This window comes from Streptomyces massasporeus (assembly GCF_014648995.1).
GTDB lineage: Bacteria > Actinomycetota > Actinomycetes > Streptomycetales > Streptomycetaceae > Streptomyces > Streptomyces massasporeus.
The window spans coordinates 163601-182854 of record NZ_BMSE01000017.1; the positions used below are offsets into that span (position 1 = coordinate 163601).

Annotated in this window: 20 protein-coding genes; 9 read left to right on the forward strand and 11 right to left on the reverse strand. The window is 70.9% G+C overall.

From position 1 onward, the window contains the following. Window positions 1–125: 125 nt before the first annotated feature. Entirely contained in the window at window positions 126–710 is a 585-nt protein-coding gene (locus IE153_RS30800; protein WP_189593024.1) for a dihydrofolate reductase family protein, read from the reverse strand. Window positions 711–821: 111 nt separating this feature from the next. Here IE153_RS30800 and IE153_RS30805 point away from each other — a divergent pair, with 111 nt between their 5' ends. Continuing rightward, a complete protein-coding gene (locus tag IE153_RS30805; RefSeq protein ID WP_189593025.1) occupies window positions 822–1439 on the forward strand; it encodes a TetR/AcrR family transcriptional regulator in 618 nt (205 codons plus the stop codon). A 136-nt stretch (window positions 1440–1575) separates the two neighbouring features. Here the strand turns inward: IE153_RS30805 and IE153_RS30810 are convergent, their stop codons facing one another. The 3 genes from IE153_RS30810 to IE153_RS30820 form a co-directional block, all read right to left on the reverse strand. Continuing rightward, window positions 1576–2196, reverse strand: a complete 621-nt coding sequence (locus IE153_RS30810; protein ID WP_189593026.1) for a GNAT family N-acetyltransferase — start codon at window positions 2194–2196, stop codon at window positions 1576–1578. 336 nt (window positions 2197–2532) lie between these two features. Beyond that, entirely contained in the window at window positions 2533–3702 is a 1170-nt protein-coding gene (locus IE153_RS30815; protein WP_189593027.1) for a family 2 encapsulin nanocompartment cargo protein polyprenyl transferase, read from the reverse strand. A gap of 111 nt (window positions 3703–3813) precedes the next feature. Continuing rightward, complete coding sequence (locus IE153_RS30820; RefSeq protein ID WP_189593028.1) at window positions 3814–5220, reverse strand: family 2B encapsulin nanocompartment shell protein; 1407 nt, start codon at window positions 5218–5220, stop codon at window positions 3814–3816. A gap of 253 nt (window positions 5221–5473) precedes the next feature. On the opposite strand from IE153_RS30820, the gene IE153_RS30825 reads away from it, so the two are divergent. Next, window positions 5474–6382: a 1-aminocyclopropane-1-carboxylate deaminase/D-cysteine desulfhydrase gene (locus IE153_RS30825; protein WP_189593029.1), complete on the forward strand. Its 909-nt coding sequence runs from the start codon at window positions 5474–5476 to the stop codon at window positions 6380–6382. 30 nt (window positions 6383–6412) lie between these two features. On the opposite strand, the gene IE153_RS30830 is transcribed toward IE153_RS30825, so the two are convergent. After that, on the reverse strand, window positions 6413–8011 hold the full coding sequence (locus IE153_RS30830) for a Na+/H+ antiporter (protein ID WP_031107092.1): 1599 nt from the start codon (window positions 8009–8011) through the stop codon (window positions 6413–6415). A 62-nt stretch (window positions 8012–8073) separates the two neighbouring features. Between IE153_RS30830 and IE153_RS30835 the strand changes: the two genes are divergently transcribed. From IE153_RS30835 to IE153_RS30845, 3 genes are all read left to right on the forward strand, one after another. Next, window positions 8074–8334, forward strand: coding sequence for a UBP-type zinc finger domain-containing protein (locus IE153_RS30835; RefSeq protein WP_053672413.1), 261 nt, complete (start codon window positions 8074–8076; stop codon window positions 8332–8334). A 260-nt stretch (window positions 8335–8594) separates the two neighbouring features. Next, window positions 8595–9008 (forward strand): ATP-binding protein, encoded by a 414-nt coding sequence (locus IE153_RS30840; RefSeq protein WP_003992877.1) that lies wholly within the window; start codon window positions 8595–8597, stop codon window positions 9006–9008. A 17-nt stretch (window positions 9009–9025) separates the two neighbouring features. Next, complete coding sequence (locus IE153_RS30845) at window positions 9026–10162, forward strand: RNA polymerase sigma factor SigF (RefSeq protein WP_189593030.1); 1137 nt, start codon at window positions 9026–9028, stop codon at window positions 10160–10162. A gap of 4 nt (window positions 10163–10166) precedes the next feature. Here IE153_RS30845 and IE153_RS30850 read toward each other — a convergent pair whose 3' ends face one another. Next, a complete protein-coding gene (locus IE153_RS30850; RefSeq protein WP_189593031.1) occupies window positions 10167–10616 on the reverse strand; it encodes a hypothetical protein in 450 nt (149 codons plus the stop codon). Window positions 10617–10732: 116 nt separating this feature from the next. Here IE153_RS30850 and IE153_RS30855 point away from each other — a divergent pair, with 116 nt between their 5' ends. Together IE153_RS30855 and IE153_RS30860 are read left to right on the forward strand one after the other, a co-directional pair. Next, window positions 10733–11701 carry a diacylglycerol/lipid kinase family protein gene (locus IE153_RS30855; protein WP_189593032.1) on the forward strand — a complete coding sequence of 323 codons (969 nt, stop codon included), beginning with the start codon at window positions 10733–10735 and terminating at the stop codon, window positions 11699–11701. A gap of 321 nt (window positions 11702–12022) precedes the next feature. Continuing rightward, window positions 12023–12280 carry a WhiB family transcriptional regulator gene (locus tag IE153_RS30860; protein ID WP_016639615.1) on the forward strand — a complete coding sequence of 86 codons (258 nt, stop codon included), beginning with the start codon at window positions 12023–12025 and terminating at the stop codon, window positions 12278–12280. A gap of 205 nt (window positions 12281–12485) precedes the next feature. On the opposite strand, the gene IE153_RS30865 is transcribed toward IE153_RS30860, so the two are convergent. Further along, window positions 12486–13952 (reverse strand): sensor histidine kinase, encoded by a 1467-nt coding sequence (locus IE153_RS30865; RefSeq protein ID WP_189593064.1) that lies wholly within the window; start codon window positions 13950–13952, stop codon window positions 12486–12488. Window positions 13953–14304: 352 nt separating this feature from the next. Further along, window positions 14305–15003 carry a TetR/AcrR family transcriptional regulator gene (locus IE153_RS30870; RefSeq protein WP_438817951.1) on the reverse strand — a complete coding sequence of 233 codons (699 nt, stop codon included), beginning with the start codon at window positions 15001–15003 and terminating at the stop codon, window positions 14305–14307. A gap of 89 nt (window positions 15004–15092) precedes the next feature. Between IE153_RS30870 and IE153_RS30875 the strand changes: the two genes are divergently transcribed. Then, window positions 15093–15845 carry an SDR family oxidoreductase gene (locus IE153_RS30875; RefSeq protein ID WP_189593033.1) on the forward strand — a complete coding sequence of 251 codons (753 nt, stop codon included), beginning with the start codon at window positions 15093–15095 and terminating at the stop codon, window positions 15843–15845. A 147-nt stretch (window positions 15846–15992) separates the two neighbouring features. On the opposite strand, the gene IE153_RS30880 is transcribed toward IE153_RS30875, so the two are convergent. Further along, a complete protein-coding gene (locus IE153_RS30880) occupies window positions 15993–17066 on the reverse strand; it encodes an SIS domain-containing protein (RefSeq protein WP_189593034.1) in 1074 nt (357 codons plus the stop codon). Window positions 17067–17357: 291 nt separating this feature from the next. Here IE153_RS30880 and nagB point away from each other — a divergent pair, with 291 nt between their 5' ends. Continuing rightward, on the forward strand, window positions 17358–18143 hold the full coding sequence (gene nagB, locus IE153_RS30885) for a glucosamine-6-phosphate deaminase (protein ID WP_189593035.1): 786 nt from the start codon (window positions 17358–17360) through the stop codon (window positions 18141–18143). Between the two features lie 176 nt (window positions 18144–18319). On the opposite strand, the gene IE153_RS30890 is transcribed toward nagB, so the two are convergent. Then, window positions 18320–18868 carry a hypothetical protein gene (locus IE153_RS30890; RefSeq protein ID WP_189593036.1) on the reverse strand — a complete coding sequence of 183 codons (549 nt, stop codon included), beginning with the start codon at window positions 18866–18868 and terminating at the stop codon, window positions 18320–18322. Beyond that, window positions 18865–19113 carry a helix-turn-helix transcriptional regulator gene (locus IE153_RS30895; protein ID WP_189593037.1) on the reverse strand — a complete coding sequence of 83 codons (249 nt, stop codon included), beginning with the start codon at window positions 19111–19113 and terminating at the stop codon, window positions 18865–18867. The genes IE153_RS30890 and IE153_RS30895 overlap by 4 nt, the downstream gene beginning before the upstream one ends. Between the last annotated feature and the right edge of the window lie 141 nt (window positions 19114–19254).

Consider the following 19254-nt stretch of genomic DNA (forward strand, 5'->3'; position numbering starts at 1 on the left):
CACCCAGAGCGGGACCCATGTGCCCAGCGTCTTGTGGCGCCGGACGACTGTTTCCACTGGCTGTCCGCAGGTGGGACAGACGTGTTGTTCGCTGCCCATGACCTCAGAGTAGGCCGGTCGGAAGCTCAGCGCTTCCTGCTGTACGTGCGCACCAGTGCGCCGTTGCCGAACGTGCGCACCGACTCCAGGGCGAAGTCCGCGATCGTGACGCCGGAGCCGAACATCGGCATGCCCGCGCCGTACACCATCGGGTAGGTCTTGATGACGAGCTCGTCGACCTCGTCGAGCAGTTCACCGGCGACCGTGGATCCGCCGCACAGGTAGATGCCGAACTCGCCCTCCTCCGCCTTCAGTTCGCGGACCTTCCCGACCAGGTCGTCCGCGATGATCTCGACGTTCGGGTCCGGCGACTCCGTCAGGGTGCTGGAGGCGACGTATTCGCGCAGGTGGGCGTAGGGGCTGGTGATGCCTTCCTTCAGGGCGAGGTCGTAGCTGCCGCGCCCCTGGATGATCGTGTCGAACCGCTTGTTCGGCAGGTCGTCCATGCCGAGGGCCCGGCGACCATGGGTGGGCACAGCCTCGGGGTACTCCTGCCGGAAGAAGTCGAGGAACTCCTCGTCGAGGAAGCGGATCATCGCCGTTCCATCACCGCTCGGGTCACCGATGAAGCCGTCGATGGAGCAGGCGATGTAGTACGTGAGCTTTCGCAAGCCGGTCTCTTTTCGTAGGGTGTCGCTGCAACGACTTCATTTGTAGTACTCCCCCTGTAGTGGTTGCAAGGGCTTAAGGCGACCCGCCGAAAGTAGGAGAAGGGATTCCGCATGGTCAGCAACCCCGGGCGCCGGGCCGCGCTCGTCGACGCCGGTGTCGAGGTGCTAGCGCGCGAGGGGGCGCGCGGGCTGACGTTCCGCGCGGTGGACGCGGAGGCCGGCGTGCCCGTGGGCACCGCCTCCAACTACTTCACCGGACGCGCCGACCTGCTCCGCCAGATCGATACCCGGCTGCACGTACGGCTCGCGCCCGACCCCGACGTGGTCGCCGACCTCATGACCCGGCCGAGGGACCGTTCGCTGGTCACGGCCTTCATGCACGACCTCATGTCCCGAGCGACCCGCGACCGCACGGGCTACCTCGCCCTCATGGAGCTACGCCTCGAGGCCACCCGGCGCCCCGAACTGCTCGCCTCGTACACCAAGTCGGTGCGCGGGGACCTGGAGGAGGCCATGGAGTTCCACCGCACGGCCGGGCTGCCCGGCGGGGACGAGTCCGTCGCCGTGCTGTACCTGGCCATGCTCGGACTGCTCCTGGAGCATCTGACGCTGCCGGGCGTGCTGGACGGCGCCCTGCCCGGGGTGGGCGTGCCGGACGGGCTGGTGGAGCGGATCGTCGCGACGGTGCTGCCGGAGGAGGGCCGGGCGGGCGAGGCGAGCGGGGCCTAGAGCCGGTTTCGACGGCCGCCGCGCGGAGGGCTGTTGCGAGGCGGGACCCGGGGCTGGTTCGGGGGGCAGGGGCTGGGATCGGGAGCAGGGACAGGGGGTGGATCGGGGGCAGAGCCGGGCACTTTGCGGGCACGGCCTAGGCGGGCAGGTGCGGCCTGGGTTCGCGCCACATGGGCCACATCGCCGGGCCGTCCGGCAGGTCGAGGGCCGGTGCCGCGGGTTCGAAGCCCAGGCGCTCGTACAGCGCTCGGCTGCGGACGTTGCTGGCCTCCAGGTAGGCGGGCAGTCCCTCGCGGTCGCAGCGGTCGAGGACGGCCTCGATGAGCGCGGTACCCAGCCCCTCGCCCTGGCGGCCGGGTGCCACACCGATCATCCACAGGTACTCGTGGGCTCGCCCGGCGGGGTGCACGGCGGCCGTCAGCCGGCCGATCGCCTCGATGCGCTCGTTGTCCGGGTCGACGGCCTCGCGAACCTGGGCCGGACCTTCGTCGTCCCCGGCGTCGCCTTCGTCATGGCCCTCGTCGGCGGGCACGGGAAGCCACAGCGCGCAGGCCGAGCCGTCCTCCGTGACATCGATGCGGCCCGCCGCGAGCACGATGTCGGTGAAGGCGGCCATGAGCGCGGGGTGCTTGGCACGGCGGTCCGCCGCGCCCGGGAAAACCCAGCCGCTCACGGGGTCGTCCTGGAACGCGTCGTCCAGAAGCCGGACGATCAGCTCCCTGTCCCCTTCGCCCGCCGTCCGGATGGCCACACCCATGCCCCGCCCCTTCGCTCGACCCGACGGGCGTTGATCGTAGGGGCGTCGGCCCCCGCGGAGGGATGCGGGCAGGATCTTGGCGGGATTCAGTCGAACATGTGCCCAAAGCCGACGGATCCGCAGGGAGCCGGTAGGGGAAGGGGGCGGGCCCCGCACACCGTGGGGCAGTGCGGGACCCGCCGACCGGAGGCCGGTGGCCGTGCGGGGTCAGGAGCCGCACGGCCCCGGCGCTCCGGGGTTGTGCCCTTCGGTCACCCGAAGGTCGTCACAGACGCCGGCGATCAGCGGCCTGCCATGGCCGGTCGTCGACTGCTGCCGGCCGGCCGGCGCCGGCCGTCAACTGGTCCGCCGTGTCACGAACTCGGCGAGCGCCAGCAGACCGCCCGCCGCCTCCGGGTCCGGCACCGCTCGGGCCAGCTGCTGCATCGCCCGGGCCATCCGGTCGGCCGCCTGGCACTGCGCCCAGTCGCGGCCGCCCGCGCGCTCCACGGTCAGGGCGATGTGGTCCAGGTCCCCCTTCTCGCCGGGTCGCGCGTACAGTCCGGCGAGTTCGGCCGCCGCCGGTGTGCCGGAGGCGAAGGCCGCCACCACCGGCAGCGACTTCTTCCGGGCGGCCAGGTCGGCACCGACGGGCTTTCCGGTGCGGCTCGGGTCACCCCATATGCCGATGACGTCGTCGATGAGCTGGAAGGCGAGCCCGGCTTCCCGGCCGAACGCGTCCAGCGCCGCCACTTCCTCGTCCGAGGCGCCCGCGTACAGCCCGCCGATCGCGCAGGCGCTTCCGAGCAGGGCGCCCGTCTTGCCCTCCGCCATGGCGAGCACCCCGTCGAGCGTGACCTCCGTGGGGGCGCACCGCTCCAGGGCCGTGTCCGCGTGCTGCCCCGCACACAGTTCGATGACGCAGTCCGCCAGCCGGGCGGCGGCGGCCACGGACGCCGGGTGCGGGTCCTGGGCGAGCAGCCGCAGGGCCAGCGCCTGGAGGGTGTCCCCGGCGAGGATGGCGTCGGCGTCGCCGAACACGGTCCACGCGGTGGGGCGGTGGCGACGGGTGGCGTCCCGGTCCATCACGTCGTCGTGCAGCAGCGTGAAGTTGTGGACCAGTTCCACCGCGGCGGCGGCCCGGGCTGCCCCTGCCCGCGCCTCTGGTCCGCCGAGGGCGGCCGCCGCGGCCAGGACCAGCGCGGGCCGGATCGCCTTGCCGGAGCCGCCCTCCGCCGGACTGCCGTCGGACTGCTCCCAGCCGAAGTGGTAGAGCGCGATCCGCCGCATCGGGCCGGGCAGTGAGCCGAGCGCGGCCCGCAGCACCGGATCGACCTCCGCCCGGGCCCGCTCCAGCAGCATGACCGCCTCGTGCCCTTCGGCCGGTGCGGCCCCGCCGTCCCGCTGCGTCCCGGTGGGCCCCCGCCTTTCCGGTGCCCCGGCCTTCTGCCCGGGCTCGGTGCCGCGCTGCCCGCAGGGTGCGGGCAGCGTCGTCTCCGTCCTGGACGCCGTGAGGGACTCACCCATGGGACCGCCTCGGAGAATGAGCGGACGGTGGCGCTTCCGCTGCCGTTGGGCGCGTACCCCGAGGATGTACCCGCCCTGACGGGCGGGGACACGGCCGACGCACCGGAAGTGTCACCGCCAGCGGCCGATCTCGACGTTCTCCAGGACGCCGAGCGCGTCCGGTACCAGCACCGCGGCGGAGTAGTAGGCCGTGACCAGGTATTTGATGATGGCCTGTTCGTTGATGCCCATGAAGCGCACCGACAGGCTCGGCTCGATCTCGTCCGGGATGCCCGAGGCGCGCAGACCGATGACGCCCTGGTCGGCCTCGCCGGTACGCAGGGCGATGATCGACGTCGTCCGGGCGTCCGAGACCGGGATCTTGTTGCACGGGAAGATCGGCACACCGCGCCAGGTCGGGATGCGGTTGCCGGCCATGTCGACGGTCTCGGGGACCAGTCCGCGCTTGTTGAGCTCGCGGCCGAACGCGGCGATGGCGCGCGGGTGGGCGAGGAGCATCCTGGTGCCGCGGCGCCTGCTGAGCAGCTCGTCCAAGTCGTCCGGGCCGGGCACGCCGTCGTGCGGCTGGATCCGCTGGTCGTACTCGCAGTTGTGCAGGAGCCCGAAGTCGCGGTTGTTGACGAGCTCGTGCTCCTGGCGCTCCTTCAGCGCCTCGACCGTCAGCCGGATCTGCTGCTCAGTCTGGTTCATGGGCTGGTTGTACAGGTCGGCCACGCGCGAGTGGATGCGCAGCACGGTCTGGGCGACGCTCAGTTCGTACTCACGGGGCCGGGCCTCGTAGTCGACGAAGGTGTGCGGGATGTCCGGCTCGCCGGAGTGGCCGGCGGAGAGGTCGATCTCCTTCTCGCCGTACTTGTTGGAGCGCTGCGAGGGGATCGAGCGGCGCTGCTGGAGGTGTTCGCGCAGGGTGTCCGAGCGCTCCGCGATCTGCGCGAACTCCTGGCGGGGCAGCACCAGCACGGTGCACGCGGTGAGGGCGCGGGCCGTGTACTCCCAGATCGCGTCCTCGTTCAGCAGGGCGTCCTCGCCGAAGTAGGCGCCGTCGGCGAGGACGCCGAGGGACTCGTCGTCCCCGTACGGGCCCGTGCCGACCTTCTCCACCCTGCCGTGCGCGAGGAGGTACACCTCGTCGGACGGGCTGCCGAACGAGGCGATCACGTCGCCCGCCGGGACCTCGCGCTGCTCGCAGCGGCGGGCGATCTCGAAGAGCACCTCCTCGTCCTCGTAGGACCGCAGCGCCGGCAGCTCGCCGAGCTCCGCGGGGATGATCTCGACACGGTCGCCGGTCTTCACGAACGTCAGACGGCCGTCGCCCACGGCGAACGTCAGCCGCCGGTTCACCCGGTATGTACCACCCTGGATGTCGACCCACGGCAGCATCCGCAGCAGCCAGCGGGAGCTGATCTCCTGCATCTGTGGCAGGGACTTGGTCGTGGTGGCCAGGTTCCGCGCGGCCGCCGTGCCGAGACTCTGCTGCGGCTTGGTCTGCTCCGTGCGGACCTCTTCGCCTACCGACATAGAGAACTGCCCTCCCGGTTGTGACCGACGCCCATATGCCTCGGGCATCGATGTGCACGGGCAAGCCTTCCTCACTCAACGTGGTGGTGCTATTACCCGAAAGAGCGGGAATGGATCTTTGCGCTGCTGGGCAGGGGGCCCGTCACGGCGTTCGAAAACGCCCGTGTCCGGCCCTCGGATCGGGGGCCCGGGCCAGGAGCACGGCGTCAGCCCCGAGCCTCGCGCTTCCCCACTCCCGGGTGACAATGGGCCGGTGACCAGCCCCGCCGCTCCCCGAATCGCCGCGCTGCGCCCCCGGCTGCCGTCGCCGGTGCAGGAGATCGTGGACAGCCGGTTCGAGCGGCGGGGCGTGCGGCTGCTGCTGAAGCGGGACGATCTCATCCACCCGGAGCTGATCGGCAACAAGTGGCGCAAGCTCGCTCCGAATCTGACCGCGGCGGCCGGCCGTACCGTCGTCACCTTCGGCGGTGCCTGGTCCAACCACCTGCGCGCCACGGCCGCGGCCGGCCGGCTGCTCGGCATCCCCACCGTCGGCGTCGTCCGCGGCGACGAGCTGGCCGGCCGGCCCCTCAACCCCTCGCTGGCCCGCTGCACGGCCGACGGCATGCGACTGCACTTCGTCGACAGGGCGACTTATCGAGGCAAGTCCGAGCCGCGGACGCTGGCCGGCATCCTGCGCGCGGCGGACGCGGAGGAGGCGTACGTCGTCCCCGAGGGCGGCAGCAACGCCGAGGCCGTACGCGGCTGCCGGGCGCTCGGCGCCGAACTGCGCGGCCGGGCCGAGGTCGTCGCCGTGGCCTGCGGTACCGGTGGCACGCTCGCGGGGCTGGCGGCCGGTCTCGCTCCCGGCGAGCGGGCCTTGGGCGTCCCGGTGCTCAAGGGCGGCTTCCTGACCGCCGAGACGGAAGCCCTGCAGCGTGCGGCTTTCGGTGGCAGGCGCGGCACCTGGAACCTGGACGAGCGCTTCCACTGCGGCGGCTACGCGCGCGTGCCCGCCGAGCTCGACGCCTTCGCGGCGGACTTCGAGCACCGGCACGGCCTGCCCGTCGAACGCCTGTATGTGGCCAAGCTGCTGTACGGGCTCGTCACCCTGGCCGGAGAAGGCGCCTTCCCGCGCGGGACGGCGGTGGCGGCGGTGATCACCGGGCGCCCCTTCCCTTGAGAGGTCGCGTGTCGCGGGCCGCGCCCGTCGTCACGCGGCCTCCCGGAAGGCCGCCGCCTCCTCCAGGTCCAGCCTGCGCAGCAGGGTCCGCAGCATCTCGTCGTCGATGTAACGGCCGTCCCGGAGCTTGACCAACACCTCACGCTCGGCGCTGATGACCTCCCGTGACAGCCGCCTGTAGGTGTCGTCGACGGACTCCCCGGTGATCGGGTTGGCCTGCCCGAGCCGTTCCCAGGGGGCGTTGCGGCGGCGCTCCAGGACGGTGCGCAGCCGGTCGGCGAGCGGAGCGGGCAGGGCGTTGCGTTCGTCGGCCAGGAGCTCGTCCAGGCGCCGCTCGGCGGCCCGGGAGGCCTGCGCCTGGGCGTTGGCCTCGGCGAGCGTCTCGGTCTGCGCGTCCCGCCCGGGGAACTTCAGCAGCCGGATCAGCGGGGGCAGGGTCAGGCCCTGCACGACCAGGGTCCCGATGACCGTCGTGAAGGTCAGGAAGAGGATGAGGTTGCGCTGGGGGAAGGGCTCCTCGCCATCGTGCATGGTGAGCGGGATCGAGAAGGCGATGGCCAGGGAGACCACGCCCCGCATCCCGGCCCACGCGATGACGAAGGGCCCCTTCCAGGTCGGGTCCTCCTCGCGTTCCCGCACCCGGGCCGACAGCAGCCGCGGCAGGAAGGTGGCCGGGTACACCCAGACGAAGCGGGTCGCGACGACGACCAGGAAGACGGCGATCGCGTACCAGGCGGCGTCGACGCCCTCGTACTCCCCGAGGCCTCTGAGGACCACCGGCAGCTGTAGTCCGATCAGCGCGAACACCGCCGACTCCAGGACGAAGGCGACCATCTTCCAGACCGCCTCCTCCTGCAGGCGCGTCGCGAAGTCGACCTCCCACGCGCGGTGCCCCAGGTAGAGCGCGACGACCACGACCGCGAGGACACCGGAGGCGTGTACCTGCTCGGCGACCGCGTAGGCGACGAACGGGATCAGCAGGGAGAGCGTGTTCTGCAGCAGCGCCTCCTTCAGGTGCGTGCGCAGCCAGTGGATCGGGGCCATCAGCAGCAGGCCGACCACGACGCCGCCGACCGCCGCGAGCAGGAACTCGCCGATGCCGCCGGCCCAGGTCGCGCCCTCGCCGACGGCTGCGGCCAGGGCCACCCGGTAGGCGGTGATCGCGGTCGCGTCGTTCAGCAGGGACTCGCCCTGGAGGATCGTGGTGATCCGCGACGGCAGCCCGACCCGGCGGGCGACCGCCGTCGCCGCGACCGCGTCCGGGGGCGCCACCACCGCCCCGAAGACCAGCGCCGCGGTCAGCGGCATGCCCGGCACGATCACGTACAGGGCCCAGCCGACGGCGAAGGTCGCGAACAGCACGTACCCGACCGACAGCATCGCGACCGGCCGCAGCTGCGCCCGCAGGTCGAGGTAGGAGCTGTCGGTGGCCGCCGTGTGCAGCAGCGGGGGCAGGATGAGCGGCAGGACGACGTGCGGGTCGAGCGTGTACTCGGGCACCCCCGGGACGTAGCTGACCGCCAGTGCCACGGCCACCAGCAGCAGCGGCGCCGGCACCGGGGTCCGCCGCGCGGCCGCGGCGATCGCGGCGCTGCCCGCCACGAGCAGCAGCAGTGGCATCACGTCCATCGTTCTCGCCCGCCCTCATTTTTCGACGCGGTCTTCCGCCCGACCGTCGTAACCTGGCAATCATGAAACAGTGCACGCACGCCGACGCGCTGCCGCACCCCGAACCCGGCCCGCTCAGCGAGACGTGTCCGGAGTGCCTGGCGGAGGGCATGGATCCGGTGCAACTACGGCTGTGTCTGAGCTGCGGTCACGTCGGCTGCTGCGACTCCTCGCCGGGACGGCACGCGGCGGAGCATCATAAGGAGTCCGGCCATCCCGTGATGCGGACCCACGAGCCCGGGGAGACCTGGCGTTGGTGCTTCGTCGACCATGTCCTGGTGTGACGCGACAGGACCCCGGCGGCGGACGGTTCGACCGTCTGACGTCTGGGTACGTCAACCCGGCGCGCGCTCTTCCCATTTGGGCCCGCCCAACCCCTAGACACGGAGCGTATCCGCAGGTTTACTGTGAGTGACGACATGGGGTTGGGGTCCCGGGGACAGGACCGTCGAGAGCGCGATAGCGTCACCGCTGAACCACGTATCGCGTTATCCCGAGGGGCGACCCTCGGCCCTGAAACGCTTGTACCACCATGGAGGTGAGGGTGTCCCAGATCGCAGGCGAGCCCGCGACCCAGGACTTCGTGGAAGTCCGGCTGCCGGCCGCGGGTGCCTACCTGTCGGTGCTGCGTACGGCCACGGCCGGTCTCGCGGCCCGTTTGGACTTCACCCTCGACGAGATCGAGGACCTGCGCATCGCGGTGGACGAGGCCTGCGCGATCCTGCTTCAGCAGGCCGTGCCCGGCTCGGTGCTCAGCTGTGTCTTCCGCCTCGTCGACGACTCACTCGAGGTCACCGTCTCGGCGCCGACCACGGATGGCCATGCCCCGTCACGGGACACCTTCGCCTGGACGGTCCTGTCCGCCCTCGCGGGCAAGGTCTCCTCTGCCGTGGACAAGGACAAAACCGTTTCGATCAGCCTCTACAAACAGCGCGGCGCGGGACCCGGGCCGGCGTGAGGAGCGAGGACGGGCCGGTGCGGGACGAAGAGCGCGGCACACGAGAGCTGCCGGCCGAGGGCACGGGCACGAGCGGCCCGAGCGGTGCCCGGCGCATGGCGGACGGCATCGACGGCATCCCCGAGCAGGCCCGACCGCATCCCGAGGACGACTCCGTGGAGGCCGTCCTCCCGGGCGGCGGCCGGCTGGACCGGGACGGTGCCGTGCGGAGCGCGCCTCCGGGCGGGGGGATCGCCGCATCCCCGGCCCAGGGGGGTCCCCCCACCCGCGCGAAGTCGAGGGTGGCGGAGGAGGCGAGCGCTCGGGGAAGGGCGACGGGCGGGACGATGAGCGAGCACGAGCGGAACTCCGAGGATCAGGCGCCGCGCGCACACCACGCGCAAGGTGGGCATCACGGCTCTCCGGACCGCAGCGGTGCGCGCGAGATGTTCCTCAAACTGCGCACGCTGGACAGCGGCGGCCCCGAGTACGCGGAGCTGCGCAACCAGCTGGTCCGGATGCATCTGCCACTCGTGGAGCATCTCGCGCGCCGCTTCCGCAACCGCGGCGAGCCGCTGGACGACCTCACCCAGGTCGCCACGATCGGCCTGATCAAGTCGGTCGACCGATTCGACCCGGACCGCGGCGTGGAGTTCTCCACGTACGCGACCCCGACGGTCGTGGGCGAGATCAAGCGGCACTTCCGCGACAAGGGCTGGGCGGTGCGCGTTCCGCGCCGGCTGCAGGAGCTGCGCCTGGCGCTGACCACGGCCACGGCCGAGCTCTCGCAGCTGCACGGCCGCTCCCCCACGGTCCACGAGCTCGCCGAGAAGCTGGCGATCTCCGAGGAGGAGGTCCTGGAGGGCCTGGAGTCCGCCAACGCGTACTCCACGCTGTCCCTGGACGTCCCCGACACCGACGACGAGTCCCCGGCGGTCGCCGACACACTCGGCGCGGAGGACGAGGCGCTGGAGGGCGTGGAGTACCGGGAGTCGCTCAAGCCGCTGCTGGAGGATCTCCCGCCGCGCGAGAAGCGGATCCTGCTGCTGCGGTTCTTCGGCAACATGACCCAGTCGCAGATCGCGCAGGAGGTCGGCATCTCCCAGATGCACGTCTCCAGGCTGCTGGCGCGCACGCTCGCGCAGCTGCGGGAGAAGCTCCTCGTCGAGGAGTGACGGCCTACTTCTCCAGGTTGCCGGGGTTGCCGGGCCCGCGGATCCCGAGGGCCCGGGTCGTCTCGGGGTTCACCAGCAGCACGAGCGACGCGACCGCCACGACCGCGAGGGCGATCCCGGCCGGAATGGCCATGCTGTCGGCCTGCAGCAGGTTGTAGGCCACCGGCAGCGCCATGAGCTGGGTGATGACGGCAGGGCCGCGGCTCCAGCTGCGGCAGCCGAGCAGCCCGCGGGCGGCGAGCAGCGGAAGCAGTGCGAGCACGACCAGCGTGACGCCTCCGGTCACGGCCTGCTGCCGGTCGTCCGGATGCCCGGTGAGGCCGAGGACGAGGATCCAGACGCCGCCGACGACCAACGCGAGCCCTTCCAGCGCGGCCAGCAGCGCCGCGTACGTCAGACGCCGGGGGCGGGGGCCGGTGGTTTCCTCGGTGGTGGGGGTCTGCTCACTGCTCACCCCTGAAGAGTAGCCCCCGCCGTACACGCCCCCCGTGGCCCGGTTCACCCCGGTCCTCTTACCTGATCCCTACCTCGGTATGGGCCCGGTACCACCCAGTAGGTACGCTGCCAGTCATGCGTGCACTTCTCGTGGTCAATCCGGCGGCAACCACCACAAGTGCGCGCACACGCGACGTGCTGATCCATGCGCTCGCCAGCGAGATGAAGCTGGAGGCGGTCACCACGGAGTACCGCGGCCACGCGCGCGACCTGGGCCGGCACGCGGCCGACAGTGACGACATCGACCTGGTGGTGGCCCTCGGCGGCGACGGCACGGTCAACGAAGTGGTCAACGGCCTCCTGCACGCCGGCCCCGCTCCGGAGCGTCTGCCCGGTCTCGCCGTGGTCCCGGGAGGCTCCACCAATGTCTTCGCCCGCGCCCTGGGCTTGCCCAACGACGCCGTGGAAGCCACCGGCGCCCTGCTGGACGCCCTGCGCGACGGCAGCGAGCGAACCGTCGGCCTGGGCCTGACCTCGGGCACGCCGGGCACGGAGGACGAGGCGGTGCCGTCCCGCTGGTTCACCTTCAACGCGGGGCTCGGCTTCGACGCCGGTGTGGTGGGCCGTGTGGAGCAGCATCGCGAGCGCGGCAGGAAATCCACACACGCTCTCTACGTGCGCCAGGTGATGCGTCAGCTCCTGGGCGAGCCGAACCGCCGCAACGGCACGATCACACTGGAGCGGGCCGGCGCGGACCCGATCACCGATCTGGTGCTGTCCATAGTCTCGAACACCTCGCCATGGACGTTTCTGGGCAATCGCCCGATCTACGCGGCACCTAAAGCCTCGTTCGATACCGGGCTCGATCTCTTCGGTCTCAGCCGCCTGTCGACCGCGGCGGTTGCCCGGTATGGCACCCAGTTGCTCACTTCGTCCCCCGAGCGTGGACCCCATGGCAAGCACGCCACCTCTCTGCACGACTTGACAGAGTTCACCTTGCATTCGAAGGTCCCGCTCCCCCTCCAGATGGACGGCGACCACCTGGGGCTGCGAACAAGCGTGACGTTCACAGGCGTACGCCGTGCACTGCGTGTGATTGTGTGAGCAGAACTGGCTAAAGTCCTTTCACTCGAACGTTTAGGCCAGGATCCACCCCATGGAAGTACGGCTGTGACCTAGTCGACACCGAAGAATCAAAAAAAACTTTCCAGAAGGGGTTGTATCCGCCGCTGAGGTTTGCGAGTCTCTACGTGGCGATCGAGACGGCCCGCAACACCGGCCTCCACTGATCACCAGAACCCCTCTTCAACTCACAGGACCTTCGCCGGGGAACCTGGCAGTCGGCCCTTCACTTGTTGAGGGATTCGTGAAAGCGTTCACATTCACAAGCAACCCTGCACGTAATACCAAGGAGAGGTAGCAGCCATGGACTGGCGTCACAACGCCGTTTGCCGCGAGGAAGACCCCGAGCTCTTCTTCCCCATCGGCAACACCGGTCCTGCGCTGCTGCAGATCGAGGAAGCCAAGGCCGTCTGCCGTCGCTGCCCGGTTATGGAGCAGTGCCTGCAGTGGGCGCTCGAGTCCGGCCAGGACTCCGGCGTCTGGGGTGGTCTCAGCGAGGACGAGCGTCGCGCCATGAAGCGCCGCGCCGCCCGCAACCGGGCCCGTCAGGCCTCCGCCTGACATCCCACCCCTGCTGACAGCCTGAGCTTGGCGGCGCGTACAGCGAGTACGCATCTCCCGCCCCCGAGCCGCAGCGCGCAGTTCCCCCGATGCGCTTAGTTAAGCAGCAACGAGCTTTAGCCCCGGGCCACCAAGTGGCCCGGGGCTCATCGCTTTACCGGGCCCCTTTGCAAAGACTCCGGATTCCGTTGCTTCCGCGATTCCGCTACTTCGGCGACGGCACCGGGATGTCGAGGATCACGCGGGTGCCGCGCTCCGGGGCCGGAACCATGTCGAAGGTGCCGCCCAACTCGCCCTCCACCAGGGTCCGCACGATCTGCAGGCCGAGATTGCCGGCGGTGTGCGGATCGAACCCTTCGGGCAGACCGACCCCGTCGTCCTGGACCGTGACCAGCAGCCGGGCCTCCTTGGCGGTGCCCCCTCGGACCGCCGAGACCTCGACCGTGCCGGTGTCGCCCTCACGGAAGCCGTGCTCCAGTGCGTTCTGCAGCACCTCGGTCAGCACCATCGACAGCGGGGTGGCCACCTCGGCGTCGAGAATGCCGAAGCGGCCGGTGCGCCGGCCCGCGACCTTGCCCGGGGAGATCTCCGCGACCATGGCCAGCACACGGTCGGCGATGTCGTCGAACTCCACCCGCTCGTCCAGGTTCTGGGAGAGCGTCTCGTGCACGATCGCAATCGACCCGACGCGCCGCACCGCCTCTTCGAGGGCCTCGCGCCCGCGGTCGGACTCGATACGCCGGGCCTGGAGGCGGAGCAGCGCCGCCACCGTCTGAAGGTTGTTCTTGACGCGGTGGTGGATCTCCCGGATCGTCGCGTCCTTGGTGATCAACTCGCGCTCACGCCGACGCAGTTCGGTCACGTCACGGAGCAGCACGAGGGAACCGATGCGGGTGCCCTTCGGCTTGAGCGGGATCGCACGGAACTGGATGACCCCGTCACTGGCCTCGATCTCGAACTCGCGCGGAGCCCAGCCGCTGGCGACCTTGGCGAGCGCCTCGTCGACCGGGCCCCGGGTCGGGGCGAGTTCGGCGGTGGTCCTGCCCAGGTGCTGTCCGACGAGGTCGGACGCGAGGCCCATCCGGTGGTAGGCGGAGAGGGCGTTCGGGGATGCGTACTGGACGATGGCGTCGGCGTCGAGCCGGATCAGGCCGTCGCCCACCCGGGGCGAGGCGTCCATGTCGAGCTGCTGGTTCGCGAACGGGAAGGACCCCGCGGCGATCATCTGCGCCAGGTCGGAGGCGCTCTGCAGATAGGTCAGTTCCAGGCGGCTCGGGGTCCGCACGGTGAGGAGGTTGGTGTTGCGGGCGATGACGCCGAGGACACGCCCTTCTCGCCGTACGGGGATCGACTCGACCCGGACGGGAACCTCCTCGCGCCACTCGGGGTCCCCCTCGCGCACGATGCGTCCCTCGTCGAGGGCGGCGTCCAGCATCGGCCGCCGGCCGCGCGGCACGAGGTGGCCCACCATGTCGTCCTGGTACGAGGTCGGGCCGGTGTTGGGCCGCATCTGGGCGACCGAGACGTACCGGGTGCCGTCGCTGGTGGGGACCCACAGGACCAGGTCGGCGAAGGAGAGGTCGGAGAGCAGCTGCCACTCCGAGACCAGCAGGTGCAGCCACTCGAGGTCGGTGTCGTCGAGTGCGGTGTGCTGGCGTACGAGTTCGTTCATGGAGGGCACGTCTGCGAGCGTACCCGGGGGTTCGTACGGCCCTGAAACACCCGCGGGCCGCGGCGCCTGAGAGGGACCCTCAACCCTCCCGGCACCGCAGCCCGGAGCAGCATCGGCCGTGGGGTGTGCGGTCCCGGTCGGCCGAAGGATGAGGAGCCGGGGCAGTCAGGGCAGAGAGCCTCGGTTCCTCGGTCCGTCCTCCTGTGCGGGGAAGACGGAGGCTTGTGCGCGTTGCACACGCGCTCTCGTCACGCATTGTGGACTAGACCACTTGCAGGTGTCCATGCGTGGGAGGCTGTTCGTTGTTGTCATTTCCGCGACACGTCGGACGCACCGGCGTCCAGCAGGCAGCCTATCCCGTGTGGGTTCCTGTGCGGGGCCAGATCGAGAGGGCAATTTCCGCGACGGCCTCCAGTTCCTCCCGGCTCGCCCCGTCGCGTGCCTGTTGTGACATGCCCTGGATCATCGCTCCGGTGTGACGGGCCAGGGCGGCGGCATCGGTGGCCGGCGGCAGCACGCCGGCGGCGACGTCGGCCCTGATGCGGCTCTCGAACGCCGCGATGTTGGCGTTGCGGCGGTCCCGCAGCGACTGCTCCACCTCGAGGTTCGAGCAGTTCGCCGCCGCGTGGACGACGAGGCAGCCGTGCGGGTGGCCGGGTTCGGTGTACGCGGTGGCGGCCTCGCGCAGGGTGCGCTCGACGGCGGCCCGTGCGGTGGGCTCCTCGGCGAGGGCACGGTCGGTGAAGGATCCGTATCTCGTGCCGTACACGCGGACGACCTCTTCGAAGAGGGACCGCTTGTCACCGAAGGCCGCGTAGAGGCTGGGGGCGCCGATGTCCATGACGCGGGTGAGATCGGAGACGGACGTGGCCTCGTAGCCGTGCTCCCAGAAGGCGAGGAGGGCCTTCTCCAGCGCGGTCTCGCGATCGAAGGAGCGGGGGCGGCCGCGAGGCCTGGTCCTGGCCTTACCGTCCCCGGCGGCTCTCACGCTCGCGGCCTCAGGCCCCTTCGAGGCCTCGGCGGTTCCGTCGTCGTTCACCATGGGATGCATTTTATAGCGGGCACTAGAGAAATGTCTGCGGGCTGCTGTACGGTCATTTGTGTAGCGACCGCTAGAGAAATGAGAAGGGGGGCGCCACCATGGGCGTGCTCACGGGCAGGACCGCACTCGTCACGGGGGCGAGCAGGGGCATCGGACGCGGCATCGCCGAGCGGCTGGGACGCGACGGCGCGCGGGTCGCGGTGCACTACGGCAGGAACGAGACGGCGGCGAAGGAGACGGTCTCGGCGATCGAGAGGGCCGGGGGCTCGGCGTTCGCGGTGGGTGTGGAGCTGGGAGTGCCGGGTGATGCCGAGGCGCTGTGGGCGGAGTTCGACCGCCACGCGGATGGGCTGGACATCCTGGTGAACAACGCGGCGATCGGCAACACGCGGCCGATCGGGCAGCTGGAGGAGCGGGAGTTCGACGAGGTCTTCGCGGTGAACGTGAAGGCGCCGTTCTTCATCCTCAAGGAGGGCATGACGCGCCTGCGGGACGGCGGCCGGGTCGTCAACATCTCGTCGGGCCTGGCCCGCACGGCGGCTATGCCGGACAACGTGGCCTACGCGATGACGAAGGGCGCGCTGGACGTCTTCTCCCGGGACCTGTCCAAGGTGCTGGGGCCCCGGGGCATCACGGTCAACTCGGTGGCCCCGGGGATCATCGACACGGACAACACGGCGGAGCTGCTGCGCGGCACCCCCGACGGCTGGGCGAAGGCCTCGGCGCTATCGGCGCTGGGCGGGGTGGGCGAGCCCGCCGAGGTCGCCGACGTGGTGGCGTTCCTGGTGTCGGACGGGGGGCGGTGGGTGACGGGCAGTTGGGTGGATGTGACGGGGGGATCGCTTACGTAGCCGGGGCGGTCGGCCGGGCGGTGGGGTGGGGGCGGGTGGGGTGGGGGGAATGCATGGGCCTCACTGGCCGCGGTGACCTGACCGCCCTGCACGTGGCCGGCCAGGTCTCCCCCGCCGACCGCGATGACGTTCGCGGACTCCCCGCTTTCAGCGGGTCTCCGTCACCTTCGCCAACGCCCGCGGCGCGTCCGGATCCTGCCCCCGGGCGATGGTGACCTCGTAGGCCAGGAGCTGGAGGGGGATGATCTCCAGCACGGGCTGGACCTCCTCGGCCACGTCGCCGGTGGGCATGACGAAGCCGGCCGACGCCTGCTCGACCTGGTGCCCGGGGCCGATGACGACGAGGTCGGCGCCACGGTCGCGCAGCCGGTCCAGGACGGGCTGGAGCGCTTCGCCGCCCTTGCCGTCGGTGACCACGGCGATGACCGGGGAGACGTTGTCGACCATGGCGAGCGGTCCGTGCAGCAGGTCCGCGCCGGAGTAGGAGAGGGCGGGGATGTAGCTGGTCTCCATCAGTTTGAGAGCAGCCTCCTTGGCCGTGGGGTAGCCGTAGCCTCGGGACGTGATCACCATGCGCTCGGCGAAGCGGTAGCGGGCGGCGAGGGTGCGCACCTCGTCCTGCCGGGCGAGCAACTGCTCGGCGAGGTCCGGCAGCACCTGCGCGGGCGCGCCGTCGCCGCCACGCAGGCCCTCGACGAAGAGGTAGAGCGCGAGAAGGGAGGCGGTGTAGGTCTTGGTCGCGGGGAGGGCCTTCTCCGGTCCGGCCATGATGTCGATGTGGTGCTCGGAGACGCCGGCGAGCGGTGAGTCCGGGTTGTTGGTGACGGCCAGCGTGATCGCCCCGGCCTCTCGGGCCGCCCGGGTCGAGGCGACCAGGTCCGGGGAGCCGCCGGACTGGCTGACGGTGACGACGAGGACGTCGGTGAGGTCCGGCCGGGCGCCGTAGGCCGTGGTGGTCGACATCGAGGTGAGCCCGCAGGGCAGGCCGAGCCGGATCTCCAGGAGGTACTTGGCGTACAGGGCGGCGTTGTCGGAGGTGCCGCGGGCGGTCAACAGGACGAAGCGGGGTGCGCGGGCGGCGATCCGCCGGGCCACGTCCTGGATGGCGGGGGCGCCCTCGGACAGGATCCGTCGCAGGACGGCGGGCTGCTCCGCCATCTCACGGGCCATGGTCCGGCCCGGAAGTTCGCTGAGGGGGTCCGGTGTGGCGGCGGCTGTCATGGCGGGTTCCTTCCGGGGCAAGGCGGCTGCAGACCCCATTCCACTCCCCCGGGCCGCGCGGCGCCCGCCCGGGAGGCCGTCATCCTGCTTCCGCATCCCTCCGTGTTCCGTGCGGAGCGCCGCTGGTCACCGTGTGGTGGCCCGGTCGGCACGGCAGCGCTGCCGGCGTGGAAGCAGCGGTGTTCACCCTGGGAGGGACAGAGCCGCTCTGTTAGATTGGTCTAAACCACCACACGACCCCTCCCGGGTCCAGTCCTAGTTGAGCACTCCTCTCAGATCGGCAGGCCCAGCGTGGAAGTTGTCATCGTTCCGGACGCCAAGGCGGGCGGCGAGCTCATTGCCGAGGCCATGGCCAAGCTGCTCCGGCGGAAGCCGGGCGCCCTGCTCGGCGTGGCCACCGGCTCGACGCCGCTTCCCGTGTACGAGGCGCTGGCGGCGAAGGTGCGCTCCGGTGCCGCGGACGTCGGGCGGGCTCGGATCGCGCAGCTCGACGAGTACGTGGGACTGCCGGCCGAACACCCGGAGTCCTACCGTTCGGTGCTGCGACGTGAGGTGCTGGAGCCGCTCGGGATGGGGATGGACCAGTTCACGGGCCCGGACGGCACGGCGGATGACGTTCAGGGGGCGTGCGAGGCCTACGACAAGGCGCTGTCGGACGCCGGGGGTGTGGACCTTCAGCTGCTCGGGATCGGGACGGACGGGCACATAGGCTTCAACGAGCCGTGCTCCTCGCTGGCCTCACGGACGCGGATCAAGACACTGACCGAGCAGACCCGGATCGACAACGCGCGCTTCTTCGACGGCGACATCGACCAGGTGCCGCACCACGTGATCACGCAGGGCATCGGCACCATCCTGGAGGCCCGGCATCTGGTGCTGCTCGCCACGGGTGAGGGCAAGGCGGACGCCGTCGCGGCGACGGTGGAAGGGCCGATCGCCGCAGTGTGCCCCGCGTCCGCGCTCCAGCTCCACCCGCACGCGACCGTCGTCGTCGACGAGGCCGCCGCGTCGAAGCTGAAGCTGGCGGACTACTTCCGGCACACGTACCTCAACAAGCCGGAGTGGCAGGGGATCTGAGGCCTCTCACAGGCCGCCGGACCCGCCGCGAGCTCCCGCGCCCCGGGCGTGGTGGGTGCCGGCGCGATGCTCGCCGACCGGCACCCGACAGCGGCGCCGCTTCCCCGCCGCCTGATCCGGACGAGAGGCCGTCCGCCAAGGGGCCCGGCCGCCCAGAGACCTGGCCGCCGAGAGCCCTAGCGGCCGAGGACCCCCGGCTCCAGCACATCGTCGTCATCGGCCGGCTCGTCCTGGGCGCGCAGGCCCGCCACCCACAGGGGCATCACCCAGTGGACGACGAGGACGGCGATGAGCAGGGGTGCGGCGTAGGCCTTGGGGGCGTCGCCGGCGGTCCCGCCCGTGATCAGCAGGCTGACCGCCGCCGCGGCCAGGAGCAGGGTCGTCACGCGGTGGGACCGGGCCAGGACGCGGCTGCGTTCCGCCGACTGACGCTCGTCCAGTGCGCGCTCGCGCAGTTCCAGCAGGCCTCGGGTGGCACCGTTGATCACGCCGGTGGCGACCATCCAGGGCAGTAGCAGCACCGCCGTCACGGCCATGCTCCACAGAGGCTCGCCCTCGGCGAGGAAGAAGTGGGTCATCAGACCGCCGATGGCCACGGTGAGGGTGACGTGGGCGGCGACGGCCAGGCGGCGGCGTGCCGCCGTGGCGTACCAGGTCGCTGCGCGGCGGTCGTTCATCAGCCGCAGCATGCTCCGGTCGTAGCGGGTCAGGCGTGTCGTCGTCATGGCTGGTTCCTCCCGTAGACCTCGTCCGTGAGCGGGCGGAACGGTTCGAGGGAGAACAGGGCCTCGACCGGCAGGCCGAAGAACTCGGAGATCTTCAGCGCCAGGTCGAGGCTCGGGTTGTACTGCCCCCGCTCGATGTAGCCGATGGTCTGGTAGTGGGCTCCCACTGCCTCGGCCAGGGCCTGGCGCGACACCTTGCGCTCGGCGCGCACCACGGCCAACCTGTTGTGCACCTGCTCACTCATGTATAAGAAGTACTACATTCGGGTGCAGGCTTACAACCAGGATGAGGGAGTTGCGGCCGCCGTCGGGGTCGGGTCAGCGGTGGTGGCCCTTCCGGCCGAGAGTCTCCACGAGGGTCGCGCCGGGGCGGGTCCACTGGGGTA

Excerpts from the sequence above, each read along its gene's own strand:
- IE153_RS30875 (WP_189593033.1), top strand. The coding sequence starts at position 15,093 with ATGGGCGTGCTCACGGGCAGGACCGCACTCGTCACGGGGGCGAGCAGG.
- IE153_RS30865 (WP_189593064.1), bottom strand. The coding sequence starts at position 13,952 with ATGAACGAACTCGTACGCCAGCACACCGCACTCGACGACACCGACCTC.
- IE153_RS30895 (WP_189593037.1), bottom strand. The coding sequence starts at position 19,113 with ATGAGTGAGCAGGTGCACAACAGGTTGGCCGTGGTGCGCGCCGAGCGC.
- IE153_RS30805 (WP_189593025.1), top strand. The coding sequence starts at position 822 with ATGGTCAGCAACCCCGGGCGCCGGGCCGCGCTCGTCGACGCCGGTGTC.
- IE153_RS30880 (WP_189593034.1), bottom strand. The coding sequence starts at position 17,066 with ATGACAGCCGCCGCCACACCGGACCCCCTCAGCGAACTTCCGGGCCGG.
- IE153_RS30860 (WP_016639615.1), top strand. The coding sequence starts at position 12,023 with ATGGACTGGCGTCACAACGCCGTTTGCCGCGAGGAAGACCCCGAGCTC.
- IE153_RS30810 (WP_189593026.1), bottom strand. The coding sequence starts at position 2,196 with ATGGGTGTGGCCATCCGGACGGCGGGCGAAGGGGACAGGGAGCTGATC.
- IE153_RS30815 (WP_189593027.1), bottom strand. The coding sequence starts at position 3,702 with ATGGGTGAGTCCCTCACGGCGTCCAGGACGGAGACGACGCTGCCCGCA.
- IE153_RS30890 (WP_189593036.1), bottom strand. The coding sequence starts at position 18,868 with ATGACGACGACACGCCTGACCCGCTACGACCGGAGCATGCTGCGGCTG.
- IE153_RS30870 (WP_438817951.1), bottom strand. The coding sequence starts at position 15,003 with ATGCATCCCATGGTGAACGACGACGGAACCGCCGAGGCCTCGAAGGGG.
- IE153_RS30820 (WP_189593028.1), bottom strand. The coding sequence starts at position 5,220 with ATGTCGGTAGGCGAAGAGGTCCGCACGGAGCAGACCAAGCCGCAGCAG.
- IE153_RS30830 (WP_031107092.1), bottom strand. The coding sequence starts at position 8,011 with ATGGACGTGATGCCACTGCTGCTGCTCGTGGCGGGCAGCGCCGCGATC.
- IE153_RS30835 (WP_053672413.1), top strand. The coding sequence starts at position 8,074 with ATGAAACAGTGCACGCACGCCGACGCGCTGCCGCACCCCGAACCCGGC.
- IE153_RS30855 (WP_189593032.1), top strand. The coding sequence starts at position 10,733 with ATGCGTGCACTTCTCGTGGTCAATCCGGCGGCAACCACCACAAGTGCG.